Genomic DNA, 19,398 nt, shown 5'->3' with positions numbered 1-19,398 from the left:
GGGGGGGGGGGGGGGGGGGGGGGGGGGGGGGGGGGGGGGTATTATACTTTTTTCATTCATTTTGTCAAGTCTCCTTTTAATGAATAAAAAAGACATCCGCCTATCTTGTCCGCCTTTGAAAGATAATAATAAGCGGATCCACACGTATATTACTTATATACAGAAAGAGTATAACTCTTTTTCTGATAGCTGTCCAGCAAGCGTTGGAATCCATGGCGGTTACTCATGGTTAGACATTTAAGAAGCATTGCGATTATGCATATTTTACAGTATAATGCGTTCGGTTATATTCTAAAGATAGTATGACTAAGGAGTGTAAAATAAAAGCCGTACAAATGGCACGGCTTTTATTTACTCAAGTTTGCGTTTGAGCAAACTTGTATATCATCTGCACGTTCTCACTTCGTTGCGAACGTGCGTAAAAAGTCAATCGAAAGTTGATACTTTCTTCTTGACTTTTTATGGGAGAAATGACAAATATGAAAATCAACAATTTCAGGAAGAAAGACCGGACGATAGAAAAGTATTTCGGTTATGCCGCCATATCGGTGTGTATGCTGATTATATCTCTTTTATTCACCGCTTGTCCCGGTACAACCCCCTCCTCCAATGGTGAAAAAAACAGTGGATATGATGCAGCAAACGGTATCGGTTCCGTACAAGGTGTACATTTTGTAATGAAACCAATTGCCGCGGTAAACGACGCCAGTATAGGTCATAGTACAGAAGAGTATAATCCCCCGCGTTGGGTAAATTTAACCGCCTATCACATAAGCGAAACAGAAGTGACCCAAGAGTTATGGCAGGAAGTTATGGGAAATAATCCAAGCGGGTTTAAGGGCTCATTGAATCCGCCTGCTGCCGGTGAAGTACAAATGAAGCGTCCCGTGGAAATGGTTACATGGTATGAGTGCATAGCCTTCTGTAATGAACTGACAAAGAAAACGAACAGTGGAGCAAGTACTACGTGCGTCTATTATAGTGATGCGGCGTTTAAGGCTGTGTATACAAAAGACGATGCCGGTGCCGAAAAACTCCCGTATGCGGATTGGTCAAAGAAAGGATTCCGGCTCCCTACCGAAGCGGAATGGGAATGGGCAGCAAAAGCCGGAAAGGATGATGCATGGGCAGGTACGATCAGCCCGATCGAGCTGAAAGACTATGCATGGTTATCCGACACCGGAGCCGATAACAAAACGCATGAAGTAAAGAAAAAGAAGCCGAATGCTTACGGATTGTATGATATGACCGGGAATGTAATAGAATGGTGCTGGGATTGGTACTGGAGTGATACGACAATCTATGATAAACAGGATCCGAAAGGTAAGGATACCGGCAGTAAGCGTGTTAACCGCGGTGGCAGTTATTCCCAAGACACTACTAAGGCTACTCGTATGATTCGCTTTAGTGATAAACCTAATACTAATGAATACGACAATATCGGCTTCCGTATTGCCTGTCGGTCATAAACCTTCCTATAAATTTTCTTTAAACTGCAACAAGTAGACAAAGGATAAACTTTGGATGCTGTTGCAGTGAAGAACTATGCAGATCAATTTATTGTTTTTTTAGGTTTAAGCCCTTCCACAAAATACTTGTCCGGCAGTTTTGCGGGTTTGCCGGTTTTATCCACACACCCCCACGAAACGTCCGCTTCAGCACAGACATATCCTTCGGGATTTGTAATTACCTGCCGGAACGTTCCCGAAAGTTTGCCAAGCTTGATAGGCGTAACGTCGATGCGGAGCTTATCGTAAAGCCGCGCGGAATATTTGTAGTGGATATCGATATGAGTTACATAGAGCATATACCCTTCGTCGATAAGCCCTACATAATCAAAGCTGATACGGCGCAGGTATTCCATACGGGCGTATTCCAAGTAGTTTAAATATATAGCATTGTTTACGTGATTATATGCGTCCAGTTCGTAGCTTCTGACCTCTACTTCTATCGGGGGTGTCATTATTTTTATCCTCCTAATGTACTGATGATTTAATCTAAGGAAAACCTCTAGATTGAATTATCCAGTTTTTTCCAACAAGGGATTAAAAAAAATAGTACAACAATTTTACAAATATGTCATGAGGAACGTTCACAACGCTTTCCCTTGTGCCGTAATATGCAGCGTTTTCTCTATCTTTAAGAGGAATGGTATTGCTTCCATTTTACCGGTAGCATCTTTAGAATTATCGACAGGCAACTTTATTTCAAATGGATTATCATTTGACCACACCACAACCGAAAGTGTAAGGGCAGCATCTTTTTTACCTGAAAAATGAATGACAACCGGAAAATTCGGACGAGGAGAAGACACAAACGTTGCCGTATCGCCGGAAGCATTTTGTTCAAATCGAACATCGGATTCAAAAATTGCAATATCATTCACTGCACTCAATGTTACGGAAAACGCTTCAATTTTTAACGGTGAATCAATGGTAATAGCCCCGATGCTGCGCTCAAAGTAATTTTCAAATGAGGTACGAACAGTTAAAAAACTATCCGCGGTTTCCGCTGAACCCTGTGTATTGCCGCGGGTATAATCCATTATCTTTTCTTCCGCCGAAGAATCAATATATTTTTTTACCACACTGCTTTCATTACCGTTAAGATGTTGAATTAACATCCAGCGATTATGAATATTATTCCTTGTTGCCGGCATAACGAATACCCAAAGCATTAATACGAAAAACAGCCCGCCCATAACCTTACATTGAATCGGTATCTTAAAAAACGGTTGAACAGTTTTTCTTTTTTTATCAAAGCTAAGACTCAACCGGATTAAAAACAGATCAAAAGGCACAAAAATACAGGCTGATGCAAGGTTGATAAAAAATATGATATGGAACATATACTCGCGATAAAGGATAATATGCGTCACAACCGGCATGAGCGGCAAAAACAGACACACAATAAATATAATTTGCAGCACAATATTTTTAAAATGATAGGCAGCTAACGAGACAAAATAAATCACCATAAAGATAATTGAAAACGAAAGGTTAAAAAATGAAAAAATAAAAATATTCAACAAACAAACGACATGAGCAATAAATCCGTAAATAAAACGATTTGCCGGAAGTGGAATAAATTTATTAAATGCGGTAACGGTAAACATAAAAAACAATGCAAACACATATTTAATCAGCAGCGCTGTCAACGGAAATGAATTCAGCTCACTTATAGAGGAAAACCGCAGGTAAAAAAGCGCTTCCGTTATCTTGGAGCCTAAGAAAAAACTAAGCCAATTGACCAAGAAAAAATAAATCGGCATCCACCATAGTTTAAATAAATCTTTTATATGTTGATCTCGTTTTTTCCCGAATAAAAAGCTAAAAAACATCACCCATAGCAAAAATATAATTGACGATACAATAAGCGTGATGACGATATGCTGCTCGTTGATGATAATAAGTTTTTTATGCAGCTTCAAAACAAAATAATGAGTATCCCATTCATTACTCATACTTTGAGTAACGGCGGGCGCAACCGAAGAGAAAAAATCCGACAAATCCGCACCGGTTTCTATTTTTATTGCCGGAATATTCGCTTCATTATAGAGCCGTAAAGCAGGGTCATCGGGCAACCAGCCGAGACGATGAAACACAACCGCATTAGTATAAAAGTCAACCGGAATATTTTTTTGTTCCAAAGAGGTGTACACCGCCTTGAGAAGCCATGCAGGGGTTGTCCCTTTCGACGTTCCCGTAATAATCCGTGCGCCATCAGATTTATCGGGAGCAACAAGGCATACGGCAGCATTCGGATAGGTGATCAAGGTTTGAATTAACGCCTTAGTCCCCTCGTATCGCTTTACGGGAACATCAACCGGTAATTCGGAAATATCATTTTTCGTAATAGCAACAATGATATGGGTATCCGGCGCATCAGCGGATAATTTTTGCGCATATTGTTGCAGTTGCAAAGTTACGGCAGTAGCTTGATTATCACTACCTGCCGATGCGGTAAAGACAATGACCTTATCCGTTTTAGGTCCGAATTCATAAAAAATATTTTCTGCAATCAGTCCTTGCACCGGCAAAAGAAGAAACAAAAATATCCAAAGATACCGAAATCTCGGCAATAAATAGTTATGCACGCAGCTCATAAACTGTCATAATCCTGAACCTTACCGGTTGAAAACCATATTTCGATACGCTTATACGAACGATTTATCCTTCTAACAATAGACGCAGCTTGTTGCCGTGCAGATTCCTCGGCAATGACATCGGGATGATATTTTTTCAACAAGTGTTTCCATGCTTTTTTGCAATAGTCAAGCGGAACACCCGGAAGCACTTGCAGAATAGCAAAATCTTCCGTTAAAGCGTCGGGGACGGGCACACGTATCGGTTCAGCCTTTTGTTCAGGTTCTTTGTACGTCCGTTTTTTAGGAACACGCCGTTCTATTTTATTTCCGGCGCTTCGGTATTTACCCTGCCGGCCTTCTACCGCTTGTTCAAAAGGATCCTCATCCGTTCCAAGCCGATCACGCAACAAACTGCCGAGCGTTTCGTAATAATCAGACATTATCGCATTTTCCTTTCTATAATATCATCAAACACGGCGCCGGAACCTCCGGTAACATCTTTTTGCAAAACCGATCCGATAAAGTAATGTAAATACTCAGGAGATTCGCCCGCAGTTAAATTCTTTTCGGTTCGTAAAACGGCAATATCGCTATTTTTCAACACGGCGCCTTTCTGTAAATCTTTTATATAATGCAGCGAACGATTCGTTTTACCGTAATTATCTTTTTCCGCAGCAGCGAGCTTTTTTTCACCATCGCCGATAATGCGCTGTAGAAAATCCTTGGAATAGCCGTAACTCTGTGCCGCCTTAAAAATATCTTCATCGGACTTACCGGTTAATTCCCTTACAGTTTTTGACATCTGCAAAAACTGCGCGGGTTCCAACGCAACAGGATCATCAAGACCGGCATCGCTGCGGGAAAGACAAATATGCTTTTCAAGAATACAGGTGCCGCTCAACAACCCCGCTATCGGAACTGCTGCAGGATCAAGAGAATGATCACTAATACCGACAGGACTGTTAAACAACATCGACAAGGATTGCAGCACAGCCGTATTATAATCCGTTTCCGGCGCAGGATACGCCGTTACACAATGAAGCAACGCCCGCATATCGGCAGGTAACCCGTTGCTTTCCAAACAGCTTATGGCACGTTCAATATCTCCAAGCCGAGAGACACCGGTCGAAAGAATAACCGGCAGTCTGAATGAAGCAACGCGCTCAAGCAGCGGAAAATGATTGAGCTCCGGCGACGCAATTTTGATAAAAGCCGGATTAAGCTGCCGCAATTCATCAGCTGAACGAAGGCCGAATGCCGAAGCGGAAAAAAGCATTCCAAGCTTATGTGCATACTGTGCCAATTCAGCGTAAAAATCAATACTGCATTCCAGCTCTCTAAAGCGTTCATAAAGAGGAATCCTTCCGGTCGGTAAATTCACAAAACCGGTATCGGGATGCAAAATTTCATCCGCATATACAATCTGAAATTTAACCGCATCGGCTCCGCTTTCTTTAGCAGCCGCTACCAACTCTTTCGCCTTTTGCAAACTGCCGTTATGCCCCGTCCCAATTTCCGCAATAATCAACACATGCTCTTGCGATGAAAATATGTTTTTTCCTACCGTAAACGCTTTTACCATACTGAGCTTAGTATAGTAAAAACCGCCAATTCTGTATATCACAAAAAATTTTCAGTAGCAGAGCTTTTCAGTCAAGCTATTTCAGTAGTCAATTCCTCATTTTCTCCACTGTTCATAACCTCTGTATAATTGATGTAAAACTTGTTTATAAGACCCATTCTATTGTGTATATCTTTTTCAGCTGTGCATAATGATACAAATTGTGAACAATTCAAACATCATTATTCAAGCGCTAACTAACGGTTAACCAATGCTTTAACCTAAATATCAAGAAATTCACAGTGCCTACTATTACTATTACTAAATTTATAGTATAATAAAGATAACCTCTTTTTAGGAGAAATCATGAAATTTACATTTACTAAAGAAGTTTTACTAAAAGAAATGGCTATTGCTCAAGAAATCATTTCAAATAAAACAGCAATATCCATACTATCAAATGTCCTGCTCATAGCAAAAGAAGGCAGCTTAACAATCCGTGCAACCGATATAAAAGTAGCCTTTGAAACAAAAATTCCCGTCGATGTTGCCGAAGAAGGTGCAACAACCGTATTCTGTGATAAATTTACCAGCATTATCGCTTCAATGCCTTCAGGCGAAATAGAAGCGGAGCAAAAAGATCAAAAACTTATTATCCGTTCTATCAGCAAAAAAGCAAAATTCTCTCTTAAAACCATATCAGATAATGACTTTCCTCCTTTTACCGATTCCTCAAACGTTCAGTTCTTCGAAGTTCCTGCAAAAGAATTTAAGGAAATGATAACTCAAACAATTTTTGCCGTTTCCGATGATGAAACTCGTTACTTTATGAACGGTGTCTACATGGAAAAGAAAGAAAACAATCTGATTTTTGCTGCTACAGACGGTAGAAGATTGGCCTTTATCCAACATGATTTCGGTATTCCTTTACCCGACTTTAAAGGAAGTATCATTCCTCCAAAAATTCTTTCTATCGTACAACGACGATCGTCGGAAGAAGGAATGATCTCCATCGGTATAAGTGAGAAAAATATATTCTTCCGCTTTAACGCTTACAATTTTTCTTCCGTTTTAATAGACGGTCAATTCCCGAACTATGAACGAGTTATTCCCGAATCTCAAGCACATCATTTTGAAGCTCAACGTGATGATTTCTTACAGGCCTTAAAAAGAGTTGCCTTGCTTGTAGAACAAAAATCCAAGCGGATATTTTTAAAAATTTCTGCCGGTACGCTTTCCATCACCTCAAATGAAAATGAACTTGGAACTGCAAATGAAGAAATCCCCTGCAAATATGAGGGCGAAGAGATAACCATTGCATTAAACTACATGTATCTTGAAGAACCGCTCAAGGTTCTCGGTTCGGAAAATATCCGTATAGAATTTACCGATCCCATGCGCGCTATTACATTACGGCCGGAAACAGACACTCATTTCTTCCATATCATTATGCCGATGCAAATGGAGTAGTATTCGTGCCGTTTTTGTCGATCTCTCCTTATAACTTCAGGAACCTTGAAGACAAGGCAATTGACCTCTCCGCTCCTGAAGTTTTTTTAGTGGGTCAAAATGGGCAAGGTAAAACAAACCTACTGGAAGCGTTATACCTTGCCGCTTATGGAAATTCCTTTAGAACCAGAAACGAAGCGGAAATATATAAAAAAAATACGAATGAATATAGCGTCCGTGTCTTATTTAAAGAAAATGAAGAGCGGAGTCATAGAATATCAATTGTTTCAAAAGATAAAAAAAAAATCATAGAAAAAAACTTAAAGAAAATTCACGATAGAAAAGATTTCATTTCAACTATTCCTTGCATTCTTTTTTGCCATGATGATTTGGATTTTGCGACAGGATCGCCGGAACGCCGCCGTTTTTTTATCGATCAATCTCTTTCCCTCTATGACCCTTCGTATATCGATATTCTACGGAACTTTACAAAATTATTAAAATCTCGAAACCTTGTGTTAAAAGAAAAAAAGAGCGAAATACTGGATGTTATTGACGCGCAGCTTATCCCAATCGGTATACAAATTATAGAAAAACGCCGTGCACTTATTGAATCGTTCAATAAAATATTCTCTTCTTTATATGAAAATATCGGTGGGATAGATTCCGTGATGATCGATTACAGTCCTTCGTGGAAATCGACGAATTTTGATGAAGTGTTAATCTCATTAATAGAAAAACGGCAGCTTGATTTTACAATGAATACCAGTATGTCAGGACCTCATCGCGATAAGATACGCTTTATCCGTAATAAAAAGCCCTTTGTACAAACCGCTTCTATGGGGCAGCAACGCTTACTTTCTCTTGTTTTGAGAGCGGCTCAGGCATATTTTTATACGGAAAAGACGAAACGGTTGCCGGTATTGCTGATGGATGATGTTCTTTTGGAACTTGATCCTGAAAAACGAAAAAATTTTACCGAGCATTTACCTCGTTATGACCAGCTTATCTGTACATTCCTTCCAGGGGAACCGTATCAAAACTACATACGCGAAAAAAGCCGTGTGTATATTGTCTCGGAGGGCAGCTTCCGTGCAGAATGACGTAAAAAAGCTTTCTGAGTTGATTATGAGCTATCTTGATAAGGTAGGGCTTTTTGAACAATCAAAAGTATTGGAAGTATATTCATCATGGGCGTCTATTGTCGGCGAGAAGCAAGCTGCCCATTCCAAGTTGCTTGATATTAAACATCAAACGGCGCTTATTGAAGTTGATCATCCCGGCTGGAGTCAGCAGATTTTATTAAACAAGAAATATATTTTGCGAAACTTTCAAAAAAGATATCCTCAACTGGAAGTTAAAAATATTTCGGTTATTGTTTCATCGTATTATGAGACTTCTCATCAGTTTGGAAATATTGAAAATAACGATAGGACAGTTCCTGATAAGCAAAAGGCGAGTGAAAAAACTGCTGCACTCTCAATACAGCAAAAAATATCACTAGAAACTGATAATGCTATAAAAACGGAATTACCACAAGAAGTACAAAAGGCATTTGAAAGATTGAGGATGTCTATTAGCGAAAGAGATTAGAATAGAAAACAGCGGATGAGGGGAGTCGAACCCCCGTCACGAGCTTGGGAAGCTCGGGTAATAGCCGTTATACGACATCCGCAGAACTTTTAAACAATATCACCTATTAGTATAGTACGTCAAGATGTAAGATTTTATAGTTTTAATGAAAAAATGATAGCGACAATAAAAGAAGCAAAGAGTTTAACACCCCCAATGCAAAGCATCGGGGGTGTTGGTTAACAGTGTTTTTTATTTTTTACCCGGAATACGGTATCTTAAACCAATACCGAATTGCGGCATTACATGAATACTTGTTGTCTCACTTACAGGTATGTATCCAATATTGTATGTACCAAAATTCACACCAAGACGTGGTGCTACTTCAATAAATAAATTAAATGCAGGGATATTTTCAAAATTAACCTCCCAACGGATGGGACAAAGAACTGATATGTCAAAAGAACTTGGTATAAAAAGTGAAAAAAAACTGCTCAATTCAAGTGCAGGTCCTATAGTAAGAGGACATTTTTGGCCATTTATAACTGGTTCCCATACTGTAAAAAGGACTCCACCGCGAATATTTAATCTACGTGCATAAAATGGAATACCTGTCGAACCTGCTAATAGATCAAATTCAATGAGGTCATTAAATTCATGGGAATAGGTTAAACCCATGAAAGGTAGTCCAACCCAACCTCCTATTTTATCTACTCCGCCATTTCCATTACCGCCACTGACACCTTTTTTATTCGTATCCTTTGCTGCTGCAAAGATCAGTGAACTTGCTAAAAGTGCAAACATTACTACAAAAAATATTTTCTTCATATATCCTCCTAGAATATATTTGCTCTAGACTATCTTCTCTTTCTCAAAATGTCAAGTAAAAATTTTTAATTTTTTTAAAAAGGTATTAAGATAAATCATTTTATAATAATGACTTATATTATTTCTATTATAATTAAATCTAAGCAAACCGGGCTGAAGAAAAATTGAGCTATTAATTGTAAATTTGACAAAATACTATATGTGTATTACTATGTGTATTGTGAGGTGTATATATGAGAACAAATATCGTATTGAATGATGCGCTTGTAGCCGAAGCTTTTAAATATTCTGCAAATATTCATACAAAAAAAGAATTAGTTGAAACTGCATTACAAGAATATATTCAAAATCGAAAAGTAAAAGACATTAGAGATTTAAAAGGTAAAATAGCTTTTTATGAAAATTATGATTATAAAGAAATGCGGATCGGAAAATGATTTTAGTTGATACCTCTGTTATTATTAATTATTTGAAAGATCAAAAAACTGAAGCTGTTGAACACTTTGAAGATATTCTTGATAAAAGTTTGCCGTATGGAATTAATACATTTATTTATCAAGAAGTTTTACAAGGAGCGAAAACAGACAAAGAATATAATATTTTAAAAGAGTATTTTGAAACCATTCCTTTATATCATTTAAAATACGGTAAAGAATCTTATGAACAAGCTGTACTGATAAATATTAGGTGTAGAGAAAAAGACATTACCATTAGAAGTACGATAGATTTGTTAATAGCAGAAACAGCAATAGAAAATGATTTATATTTACTGCATGATGACAATGATTTTATAAATATGGCAAAGGTAATAAAAGAGTTAAAATTATATGAATAGGGCATCTCTAAAAACTCGGTTAGATTTTTAGAGATGCCCGACGAGTTTTGATTTAAGTCTTTGTAATTGAATGACTTAAATCAAAACATCGCAAATTAAGTCTATGGTAAACCTCTAAAAACTGAAGTTTTTAGAGGTTCCCAACAGCTGCTTTCTTTCAATTCTGTATAAAATGTTTCACGTGAAACATTCAAGAAAAGCATTTTTAAAAGCGATTAAATATATAGTATAAATCAATAACCTTGGCGTAAGACATCAGGGAATAACCAACAACCCCAATGCTCGCGTCAGTGTATTAAATCCTCCGCACGAATAAATTTTCTGTAAAAAGAAAAAGCCCCTCAAATATGTGAAGGGCTTTTCGTTAAAGTGTTGATTAAAACTGCTGATTTTGAAAGTAGTTATGAGTTGATACGTTCTTGATATTCATTTGATTCAGTGTTGACCAATATTTTTTCGCCCTGTTTAATAAAGAGCGGAACACGAACTACAAGGCCTGTTTCTGTTGTGATGGGCTTTGTTGCTCCTGAAACGGTATCGCCCTTTACATAGTTTTCGCTTTCTGCAACTTCAAACACCATTTTTGCCGGAATTTTTACATCGATAGGGTTGCCTTCCCAAATAAGGATTTCGTATTCATCACCTTCCCGCAGATAATATTTTTTATCATTTATGATGTCTGAAGGAACCGAAATTTGATCATAGCTTTCGGTGTCCATAAAGAGGTAGCTTTCCCCGTCTTCATATTGATACTGTCCTTTGTGTGTATCTACTGTTGCGTCTTCTACCGTATCGGCTGTTTTTATTGTTTGAGTTAAAACAGCTCCATCTTTTAAATTCTTCATCTTAACACGTGCAAACGCAGCTCCCTTTCCGGGATTTACAAATTCCCGTTCGACCACTAAATACGGACTACCTTTGTGTAATAACACCGTGCCTTTTGCAATATCGCCGCCTCTAATCATATTTCACCTCATATAAAATAAATTGGTATTTCAAAAACTGCGTGAAGGAAAGTTCAAAAAGTGATAATTTAAAAGGGTTTTCTTTTCTGAACTGTCTGAAATTTTATAAATCGTTATTGTATAATGATTTATTTAATAAACAGACTTGTTTCACAAATAATCTTTTTGAATATACCGAATGAAAAATCATATCAGTTTTTTTTAACTTATACAAGATTCGTATATCAACTTCGTATTGAATAAAAAGCGATATTTAATTCAGTTTAACCAAAGGGATCTTTATTGTCATTGCATCTCCTATAAAAACTTTATGTTTTTTGAAATTTCCAGGGAAGCCTTTTCCGTTATAATTACTGAATCCGAACGGCTCTTTTGGTATACCTATTGCATTTGTGTTTAATTTTCCATCGTTGTTGATATCATGGTAAACACAAAAAGCGTAATCACCGCTTTTTAGTTGTATGTGATAAACCGCTTTTTCTTTATATGCCGTTAGCTTGACGGTTTGATATGGAAGCCGTTTGTTGAAACTTTCAGCCGAATTATGAATACTTATAACTAACGTTCCCGAATCTTCTGTTATATCGGTGATGACGATTTCTACGTCATAAAGCGTTTCGTTCTGCGTTGTTTGGGAATACACCAAACCGAGAAACGTCATACAGAAAAATATAGTAAATATTTTTTTCATAGTATATCTTCCTTTATATAATTTTCAAAACGACACTGTTCGAATACATCCGTACCTATAAGTGTGATCGCCTTTGCGGGACAGTTGTTTATGCACCGGTAACATATCGTGCAGTTTCCGGGATAAAATACAGCTTTATTGTTTTCGATATATAATGATTTTGAAGGGCAATTTGCCGCGCATATTCCGCAGCCGATGCAGCGCTCCATTCGGACATTGAGTCGTTCGCTCAGTTTTTTTGCATGTCGTTTAAACCATAGGCGTTGTCCGAACAGACCTACAATTCTGTGTAAAAAAGATAAACCGTTTTTTGGGTATATTCCGTGTTTTATACATTCCGCCGTTTGTATAATCTTTTTTTGCGCTGCCGATATGAGTGTGGTATTTTCATCCGGCTTTTTTTTCAATAGTTTTACATCGGCAATACAGTCCGGCATACGTATGTGTAGACCTCCTATAATGACGGCTCCGTATTTTTGAAGCAGCCGTGCTGCAATGCCCGCTCCATCGCCGCTGAAAAGTCCCATCGTCGCAATAACAAAAACGTGCTTTCCGCAAAACATATCGGCATGTTCAAAAATAAATGTTTTTACAATACGCGGAATATCGCTAAAATAAATGGGGTAACCCAGTGCAATTTCATTCGATATGCGTAAGACTTCGAGCGCTTCGGGTGCTTCTATACTGACAGCTTTGCCATTTGTCGTTTTTGTCAATACTTCCATGCAATATTTTGTATTGCCCGTTCCACTGAAATAAATTCCGTTCATATACTATTCCATGTGCTGTTATTTTAAAAAGGACGGTTCAAGCAAATCCATAAAATCGGTGATTTTTTCTTTCCAGTTTTTGTCGTAGTGGACATTTTTCATTGTTGCCAACGCAGTAAGTCCGTGTATAAAAGCCCATATTGTTATTACAATGTCGTTTTGCTTTTCCTTCAGATATTGTTTTTCCTTGAGTAATGAAAGAACACTGTTTTTATACAGAATAAAAGGACTATAATTTTCCTCATCCGGCATAGATAAGGTTAAATCCACCTTTATGTCGGATTTGGAATATAAAAATTGAAAATAGGCGGGATTTTCAATAAAAAAAGAAATATATGCTATTCCCAGATTTTTTAGCAATTCCGCAGGAGCTTTATTTTCACTGATAGCCGTTTCGAGTGCTTTTGAAAAACGCTTGGTGATATGCAGCTGCATTGCATTAAGTAATTCTTCTTTGTTGTGAAAATGACTGTAGGGAGCAGCATGGCTGACTTTGCAAGCTGCGGCAGCTTTTCTTAGCGAAAAAGATTGCAAGCCTTCGGTATTGACGATTTCGATACCCTTTTCAATTAATAGATTTTTTAGATCCTTGCGATGATACGGCAGATTCGATTCACACATAAACACCTTCCTCTCTAATCTTGACATTGTTAAGATGATAGCTAAAAATCTTTACAATGTCAAGATTAGAGTATCAATATTGAAGAGATATATGATAAATTGTTCCTGAAATCCGCTATCCCCCATAGGCAGAATAGACTTTCATTCCTCTTTTCCACACCGTTCTACACGATATACCAAGGATTGTTATCCAGCCGAATGCTTTGCATAAAGAAAAGAGAGCAGTATGTATCGGCATATCATCAAGTAAAAGACTTACCGGAATATGCGAAATAAAGGCAAAGGGGAGGTTTTTTAAAAAGGTAAATACGGATTTTGGTAAAAGGACGAGCGGGAAAATAATACCGGCGGAAATATTTTTAAGTACCCGTATTGAGGTATACAGTGAAGAAACTCGAGAAAAATAAAAACTATAGAGCGCTATCAAAAAATCAATTAAAAAGTTGATAAGATACCCTGTAACTAAAAAAGCTGCAAAAAAGACAATCTTCCATACGGACAAGATAAATATAAAATATCCGTGCAACACAAAATATAAAACCGTAATCGGAAGGGCATTCATAACAATAAAAACAAAACGATACGGTAAATCGACGGCAAGTTGATACAATGCATAGTTATACGGTTTTATCAGATACTGATTGAGAGAGCCGAGTCTTATATCATCTGAAATTTTGAATACGGAAGTCGTCGAAGTAATATTGTATGTAATTAATGTTAAAAAGTAATACGACACTATTCCGCTTGCTTCGAGAGGAATGGTGCTGTTCTGAGCAGTAACGGCAAGCCACAATAAGACATTAACGGTAAAAGGAACGAGCGAAAACAAAAATCCGGAAATAAAATTAGCACGGTATTCCAATTGGTTTGCTAAGCTTATCTTAAAAATTTTATAATAGGTATTCATAATTTTTTCCTATAGTGAATTAAAAATAGTGTCTTAAAAAATCACTCATCTGGCTTGTACAATTTTCTGATGACATCTTCCATGGATATATTTTCAATGGTAATATCGCTTAAATCTTCAATAAACTCATTGGAAATATTTTTTAGTATATCTAAACTTTCAGTTGAATCCGCAGAAATTTTTATCGTATCGTCAGCTGTTTTTTCTGCAGTGCCGACTCCTTTTTGTTGAAGCATAGTTATTATTTTTTCAGCTGCCGGAAATTTTAATTTGAGGATAAAATATTTTTGATTGAGAAAGGTGTTTTTAAAATTAATAAAAGAATCCGAGTATATCTTTTCTCCGTTATTTATCAAAATCAATTCGCTGCAAAGGGAAACAATATCGTTAAAATTATGACTTGTTAATATAAGCGTCGCATGATACGTACTGCAATAGTGCTTTAAAAAATCCCGTATGTTGTATTGCGTAATGACATCAAGGCCTATTGTAGGTTCATCAAGAAAAATGAGTTTCGGTTTATGAATTAAAGCCGCTATCAATTCCATCTTCATCCGTTCCCCCAACGACAGCCGTCTCACCTGAACATTTACCTGTTTTTCTACACCGAGTATTTCAATCATTGTGTAAAGTGTTTTTTGATACTCGGCCTCTTCAATTTCATAAATTGTTTTATTAAGTTCAAAAGAATCGATGGCAGGTAGATCCCACCAAAGTTGACTTTTATTCCCCATCACCATCGAAATTTGCCGCAGATACTCTTTTTTCTTTTCAAAGGGATTATAATGCAAAACATTCAGATTTCCTGTCGTCGGAAGTATTAAACCGGATAGCATTTTAAGGGTCGTCGTTTTTCCCGCGCCGTTTAAACCGATTAACCCTGTTATCGAGCCATGATTAATTTGAAAAGAAAGATTTTTTACCGCAGGCTTATATAATTTTTCACGTTTAAACAAGTTTTTAATACTACCTTTCAGCCCTGCCTCTTTTTTATAATACGTATAACTTTTGCAAATATTTTCTGCAACAATAATCTTTTCGCTTCTAACTGCCTGATCCGACATAACGCTTTACTCCTTTTTTAAAAATAAAATTTGATAATAACAAAAATAGTACATTTAAGATAAAAGCATAGAAAATAGCGCGTACAGATAATTGTTTAACGATGAACAGAACAGGGAAATTAAAGCAAACAAACAAGGGAATAACAAAGGTTAGAATTTTTTGAATCACTTTCGGATATATTTGCATCGGTTTATTTCCAATAGTAATTAATTCCGAGCCTATCCCCATAACAATATCCATCCGCATAAACCAAAAGGCAAGACTCATCAATATAAACATAATCGAATAAATTAAAAAAAGGCCATTCAGTGAAAGCAGAATATACATCACGCCTTTTAAGGGTGTGATAGGGATATTCAATTGTATAAGGCAATATATCAAACCAATAGTGTTGATTGCGATGTTTTTTATTTGTGGAATGTCGAATGCATGGCATGAAATATTAAAGCGCGGATTTAACGGTTTTAATAATATAAAATCCAAGGTGCCGGTATTGATCATTTCGGGCAGTCTTTTTAATCCCGGTACTATCGCAAAAGTAAACACAGAGTCCGTCAAGCCGCCCTGAAAAGTCAACATCAGTATTTGATATTTATCCCACCCGTTTATCGTGTTGGTATGAATAAAAATCGTGTCTATAAAAATGATATACATAAACAGCCACACCAGCTCAAAAGTTCCGCCGCTTATAAAATCAAACTTATATTCCAGTAGATTCATAAGGGAACCTTTAAAATAGGCTTTTAATAGTAGAAGATATCTTTTCATCAAACAGTGTATCCTATCCGCCTAAAATAAGTTATAATGGACACTATCACAGCACGGCGACAGCTATATGTCGTAATTGGATAAAAAACTTCTGAGAAATTCTTCAGTAAGGGAAATTTCTGTTATGGGAGAATACTGCAAAGTGTGTTATAATAAACATAAGATATTACGGAGAAAAACTATGTTTAATATGAAAAAGAACATCACATTGATTATGTTAAGCATTGCACTTTTTACGGGCTTTAATTCTCTGCTTTTTGCAGAAAAAAATAAGGAGAATTCTATGTCCTATGTAGGAAAATGGGTATTTCATTCAATTATGAGTATGGATGAAAGCGGCAGAACTACGTTCCTTAATTCCGAGGAGTATCTAAACACGTTGCCTGATTTCATCGATAAAAATAATGCAACAGCAGTCGAAGAAGAACGACGCGAGAGAAAGACTAGAATAGACTCTGTGCTGGAAATTTGTGAAGACGGTATGATTTATATGCTTATGTCGATTCCTGATAATGTACCTCAAGAAAAAATTGATAAAGCCGTCGAAGCGGGGGTAGTCACGCTCCGTCATGGTATGATGATGCTTGGTAAACCTCAGCCTTGGGAAGACAGGAACGGTGAGTTATGGGTACAAATCGGAACGGTTGATTTTTTTGACGGTCAAGGCCAAAAACCTAATTGGGAAAAATGTGTTATCGAAAACGGTCTATTGACATTTGTTACGACCCGTTACAAAAAAGCCGAGTAATCAGGCTTGCAATATGGAGTTAACACAATATGAATAGAAAAATTATATCGATTATTTTCACTCTTGCCGTTTTAACTGCAGGAGCTTCCGCTCTTTTTGCAGAGGAACCTGTAACGATCAAAACGCTCTTTAAACTCTTACCTGAAAAAGCATTAAAGCCTGTTTTTGATAATTTTAACTTGGATACGGCAAACAGGGATTCGTACATTGAGGTCTGCGATGAGAAAAACCGGTATTTGAGCCTTAAAAGCAAATACGGTTTTGAAATGTGTTATTGGGATGTAAAAGGCGGTAAAAAACTTATTTTGGTAAGTTACGACGGTGCCGGTTCTGAAGGCTTTTATCTTTACAATAAAGGCAAAATTTCCGAAACGGATGATTTCGGCATAAAAACCGTAAAAGAACAGATCAAAAAAAGCCCTGCATTTCAAGGTATGAATGATTTGATACGTTTTTATCCGCTGCGGGACAACACTTCGCTTGCGGTAATGATAAACCAACTTGATTGTATGATTTTTAAGTGGAAAAATGAAAAATTTGTCCGCATTAGCGACTATGTGCTAAAAGAAACCGATGATGAAGCAGATGTTTACAGTATATTATTGAGCGGTTTTGTAAAAGCTCTTAATGCCCATGATGCGGCTTCTTGTTTGCAGTATATTAAACCTGAATATATCGCATTCCAATGTATGGATATGTTCCAAGGACGGGCTGAACAATTCATTTGTAAACTTATTGCAGGCCAAACTGAAAACATTGGCTACATTGCACCGAATAGGCTGGAAGATATAAAAAAGGCAACCTACAGCTTAAATCCTAATGCACCCGATAGCAAGCCTGACTTTATGATTATTATTGAACTTATCGACGGGCGTACCTACACCTATTTTCCCAAGGTTGAAAATATTGAAGAAGCTGAAATATATGGGCTGCCAATTCAATATCTTTATCTTGTCGGAGTGATGGAATAAAAAAGGAACCGCTATCTGTCGTAATTGGATAAAAAAATTACATTTTTTTATAAAAGTTTTTTTAACAGCTTCAAGAAAGCCGGTATTAATGATGCTATCATAACAACATTGTAAATAATGAAAACCGGAAGAATTTTACGAATATTTTTTTTATTAAATACCAACATAGCTATACCTAGCATAAACAAAATAATTGCCACATAGCAAAACATTATTAGCTCTTTCATTGGTAAAGAGAGGTTAGCAAAATAAAACAATATCATTACAATTGCAGCTAATAACGCAAAAAAATATAATAGTATACCTAACTGATTTGCGACCGATTCAATATCATATTGTGCCTTTTCTTCATCCGGCATAGTATTGTACCCTGCTATTAAGTCGTATGCTTTTAATTCTCTAATTATAATACCGCCGCCGGCGAATGAAAGGAACATTAATACTAAAATAATATATAACATAAAGCACCTCCGAGCACTCTAGTGTGTTCATTCATTTCATAAACAAAATTGAGCATTATCATAATTAGCTAAAAAACTTTTTGCTGTTTTTACAAGTTCCGCTTGATAATCTTTAGGAGATACGACGGTAACTGCATTCCCGAAGCTGAGGAGTAAGGCTTTCCATAACCGTTCTTTTGCAGGAACACGGATATGGGTTTTATATTTTTGAGACGGCAGCGTTTCGATAACGGAGTCGGGAAAATACTCTTCGATGAGTGGAATTTCCGTTTCGGAAAAAACGATTTCTATATCAATGCAGGTCTTGTAATACGCAAGTTCGGCTTCTCTCATCCTCTGCTGTATATCGCTGTGATTTGCAGCGGCAGTTTCTTTTGATATGGCAAGCGTTTGAATCCGTGCAACTTTAAAAGTTCGATACTCTTTTGTTTCTTTAAGGTATGTAAACAAATACCACGCATACCATTTGTAATGAATGGCAAGCGGTTCCGCACAAATATGCGAACTTTTTCCTTCTGAATTACGGTAATCGAATACGATATATTTTTTATCGCTTATAGCTTTTTCCAACAGCAGATTGAAATCTTGTACTTTTTTATTTTCTTTTGTAACACTAAAATCCCAAAAGACTTTTTGCCCGTCTCCTTTTTCGATAATTGCATTGTATTTTTTGATTAAAGAGTTTAAGCTCTCGTTTGTGTATGACGTTGCAAGGCTTTCCAACGCATTGACAATGATCTGCTGTTCGCTGTTTTTGACGGTGAGATTCTTTATTTTATAATGTTCTAAAACGGCATAACCGCCGTACCTTCCGCCTAATGTATACACCGGTATACCGGCTTCAGCGATACTCGCCATATCACGCTGAATAGTCCTCACCGATACATTAAAATACTCGGCTAAGTATTTTGCAGAGACTTTTTCATGATTTAATAAATAGATAATTGTTTCAAGAAGCCGTTCCAGTTTCATAGTGTGAATACTTAATTGTATATAACAAAAGCATATATCAATCAAGGTAAAAATCAGACTATGCGTTACAATCACAACTTTTTTTGCACAAAAAATATCCCGCGCTCGGTAACAGCGTGCGTTTCAT

Annotated in this window: 22 protein-coding genes and 1 tRNA gene; 8 read left to right on the top strand and 15 right to left on the bottom strand. The window is 37.0% G+C overall.

What is annotated here, in order from left to right; translation table 11 throughout:
- Positions 1-479: 479 nt before the first annotated feature.
- On the top strand, positions 480-1,469 hold the full coding sequence (locus HGH47_RS05420; protein WP_212565743.1) for a formylglycine-generating enzyme family protein: 990 nt from the start codon (positions 480-482) through the stop codon (positions 1,467-1,469).
- A gap of 83 nt (positions 1,470-1,552) precedes the next feature.
- On the opposite strand, the gene HGH47_RS05415 is transcribed toward HGH47_RS05420, so the two are convergent.
- The 4 genes from HGH47_RS05415 to HGH47_RS05400 all read right to left on the bottom strand — a co-directional run bounded on the left by HGH47_RS05415 (position 1,553) and on the right by HGH47_RS05400 (position 5,669).
- On the bottom strand, positions 1,553-1,963 hold the full coding sequence (locus HGH47_RS05415; RefSeq protein ID WP_212565744.1) for an acyl-CoA thioesterase: 411 nt from the start codon (positions 1,961-1,963) through the stop codon (positions 1,553-1,555).
- 129 nt (positions 1,964-2,092) lie between these two features.
- Entirely contained in the window at positions 2,093-4,051 is a 1,959-nt protein-coding gene (locus tag HGH47_RS05410; RefSeq protein WP_230974524.1) for a hypothetical protein, read from the bottom strand.
- 50 nt (positions 4,052-4,101) lie between these two features.
- Entirely contained in the window at positions 4,102-4,527 is a 426-nt protein-coding gene (locus HGH47_RS05405) for a J domain-containing protein (protein WP_212565746.1), read from the bottom strand.
- A complete protein-coding gene (locus HGH47_RS05400) occupies positions 4,527-5,669 on the bottom strand; it encodes an N-acetylneuraminate synthase family protein (RefSeq protein WP_212566502.1) in 1,143 nt (380 codons plus the stop codon). The genes HGH47_RS05405 and HGH47_RS05400 overlap by 1 nt, the downstream gene beginning before the upstream one ends.
- Positions 5,670-6,014: 345 nt before the next feature.
- Here HGH47_RS05400 and dnaN point away from each other — a divergent pair, with 345 nt between their 5' ends.
- From dnaN to HGH47_RS05385, 3 genes are read left to right on the top strand one after another with little or no spacing between them, the layout of a single operon-like run.
- Positions 6,015-7,118, top strand: coding sequence for a DNA polymerase III subunit beta (dnaN, locus tag HGH47_RS05395; protein ID WP_212565747.1), 1,104 nt, complete (start codon positions 6,015-6,017; stop codon positions 7,116-7,118).
- Positions 7,119-7,123: 5 nt separating this feature from the next.
- Entirely contained in the window at positions 7,124-8,200 is a 1,077-nt protein-coding gene (recF, locus tag HGH47_RS05390) for a DNA replication/repair protein RecF (protein WP_212565748.1), read from the top strand.
- Between the two features lie 25 nt (positions 8,201-8,225).
- Positions 8,226-8,690 carry a DUF721 domain-containing protein gene (locus HGH47_RS05385; protein ID WP_230974526.1) on the top strand — a complete coding sequence of 155 codons (465 nt, stop codon included), beginning with the start codon at positions 8,226-8,228 and terminating at the stop codon, positions 8,688-8,690.
- A 10-nt stretch (positions 8,691-8,700) separates the two neighbouring features.
- Here HGH47_RS05385 and HGH47_RS05380 read toward each other — a convergent pair.
- Positions 8,701-8,772: transfer RNA gene (locus tag HGH47_RS05380), tRNA-Gly, on the bottom strand.
- A gap of 149 nt (positions 8,773-8,921) precedes the next feature.
- The gene (locus tag HGH47_RS05375) at positions 8,922-9,497 is read right to left on the bottom strand and encodes a hypothetical protein (RefSeq protein WP_432910853.1); all 576 of its coding nucleotides are present in this window, start codon (positions 9,495-9,497) and stop codon (positions 8,922-8,924) included.
- A gap of 233 nt (positions 9,498-9,730) precedes the next feature.
- On the opposite strand from HGH47_RS05375, the gene HGH47_RS05370 reads away from it, so the two are divergent.
- Positions 9,731-9,934, top strand: coding sequence for a type II toxin-antitoxin system VapB family antitoxin (locus HGH47_RS05370; protein WP_212565755.1), 204 nt, complete (start codon positions 9,731-9,733; stop codon positions 9,932-9,934).
- Entirely contained in the window at positions 9,931-10,332 is a 402-nt protein-coding gene (gene vapC / locus HGH47_RS05365; protein ID WP_212565756.1) for a type II toxin-antitoxin system VapC family toxin, read from the top strand. Before HGH47_RS05370 ends, vapC begins: the two co-directional genes overlap by 4 nt.
- 401 nt (positions 10,333-10,733) lie before the next feature.
- Here vapC and efp read toward each other — a convergent pair whose 3' ends face one another.
- The 7 genes from efp to HGH47_RS05330 form a co-directional block, all read right to left on the bottom strand.
- On the bottom strand, positions 10,734-11,297 hold the full coding sequence (efp, locus tag HGH47_RS05360; RefSeq protein WP_162664678.1) for an elongation factor P: 564 nt from the start codon (positions 11,295-11,297) through the stop codon (positions 10,734-10,736).
- Between the two features lie 253 nt (positions 11,298-11,550).
- Positions 11,551-11,988 (bottom strand): DUF2141 domain-containing protein, encoded by a 438-nt coding sequence (locus HGH47_RS05355; protein ID WP_162664677.1) that lies wholly within the window; start codon positions 11,986-11,988, stop codon positions 11,551-11,553.
- Positions 11,985-12,758, bottom strand: a complete 774-nt coding sequence (locus tag HGH47_RS05350) for an EFR1 family ferrodoxin (protein ID WP_212565757.1) — start codon at positions 12,756-12,758, stop codon at positions 11,985-11,987. The genes HGH47_RS05355 and HGH47_RS05350 overlap by 4 nt, the downstream gene beginning before the upstream one ends.
- Before the next feature lie 18 nt (positions 12,759-12,776).
- Positions 12,777-13,379: a TetR/AcrR family transcriptional regulator gene (locus HGH47_RS05345; RefSeq protein WP_212565758.1), complete on the bottom strand. Its 603-nt coding sequence runs from the start codon at positions 13,377-13,379 to the stop codon at positions 12,777-12,779.
- Positions 13,380-13,494: 115 nt separating this feature from the next.
- Positions 13,495-14,286, bottom strand: coding sequence for an ABC transporter permease (locus HGH47_RS05340; protein WP_212565759.1), 792 nt, complete (start codon positions 14,284-14,286; stop codon positions 13,495-13,497).
- Positions 14,287-14,327: 41 nt separating this feature from the next.
- Entirely contained in the window at positions 14,328-15,350 is a 1,023-nt protein-coding gene (locus HGH47_RS05335; protein WP_212565760.1) for an ABC transporter ATP-binding protein, read from the bottom strand.
- Positions 15,331-16,119: an ABC transporter permease gene (locus HGH47_RS05330; RefSeq protein ID WP_212565761.1), complete on the bottom strand. Its 789-nt coding sequence runs from the start codon at positions 16,117-16,119 to the stop codon at positions 15,331-15,333. The genes HGH47_RS05335 and HGH47_RS05330 overlap by 20 nt, the downstream gene beginning before the upstream one ends.
- 181 nt (positions 16,120-16,300) lie before the next feature.
- Between HGH47_RS05330 and HGH47_RS05325 the strand changes: the two genes are divergently transcribed.
- On the top strand, positions 16,301-16,867 hold the full coding sequence (locus HGH47_RS05325; RefSeq protein ID WP_432910845.1) for a hypothetical protein: 567 nt from the start codon (positions 16,301-16,303) through the stop codon (positions 16,865-16,867).
- 29 nt (positions 16,868-16,896) lie between these two features.
- A complete protein-coding gene (locus HGH47_RS05320; protein WP_212565763.1) occupies positions 16,897-17,838 on the top strand; it encodes a hypothetical protein in 942 nt (313 codons plus the stop codon).
- Between the two features lie 47 nt (positions 17,839-17,885).
- On the opposite strand, the gene HGH47_RS05315 is transcribed toward HGH47_RS05320, so the two are convergent.
- A complete protein-coding gene (locus HGH47_RS05315) occupies positions 17,886-18,299 on the bottom strand; it encodes a DUF3784 domain-containing protein (RefSeq protein WP_212565764.1) in 414 nt (137 codons plus the stop codon).
- Between the two features lie 36 nt (positions 18,300-18,335).
- Positions 18,336-19,271 carry a helix-turn-helix transcriptional regulator gene (locus tag HGH47_RS05310; RefSeq protein WP_432910841.1) on the bottom strand — a complete coding sequence of 312 codons (936 nt, stop codon included), beginning with the start codon at positions 19,269-19,271 and terminating at the stop codon, positions 18,336-18,338.
- Between the last annotated feature and the right edge of the window lie 127 nt (positions 19,272-19,398).

It is taken from the genome of Treponema sp. OMZ 805 (genome assembly GCF_050937395.1).
Lineage (GTDB): Bacteria > Spirochaetota > Spirochaetia > Treponematales > Treponemataceae > Treponema.
The sequence above is the reverse complement of the archived record's forward strand: the minus strand, read 5'-3'. Positions and strand labels throughout refer to the sequence as shown.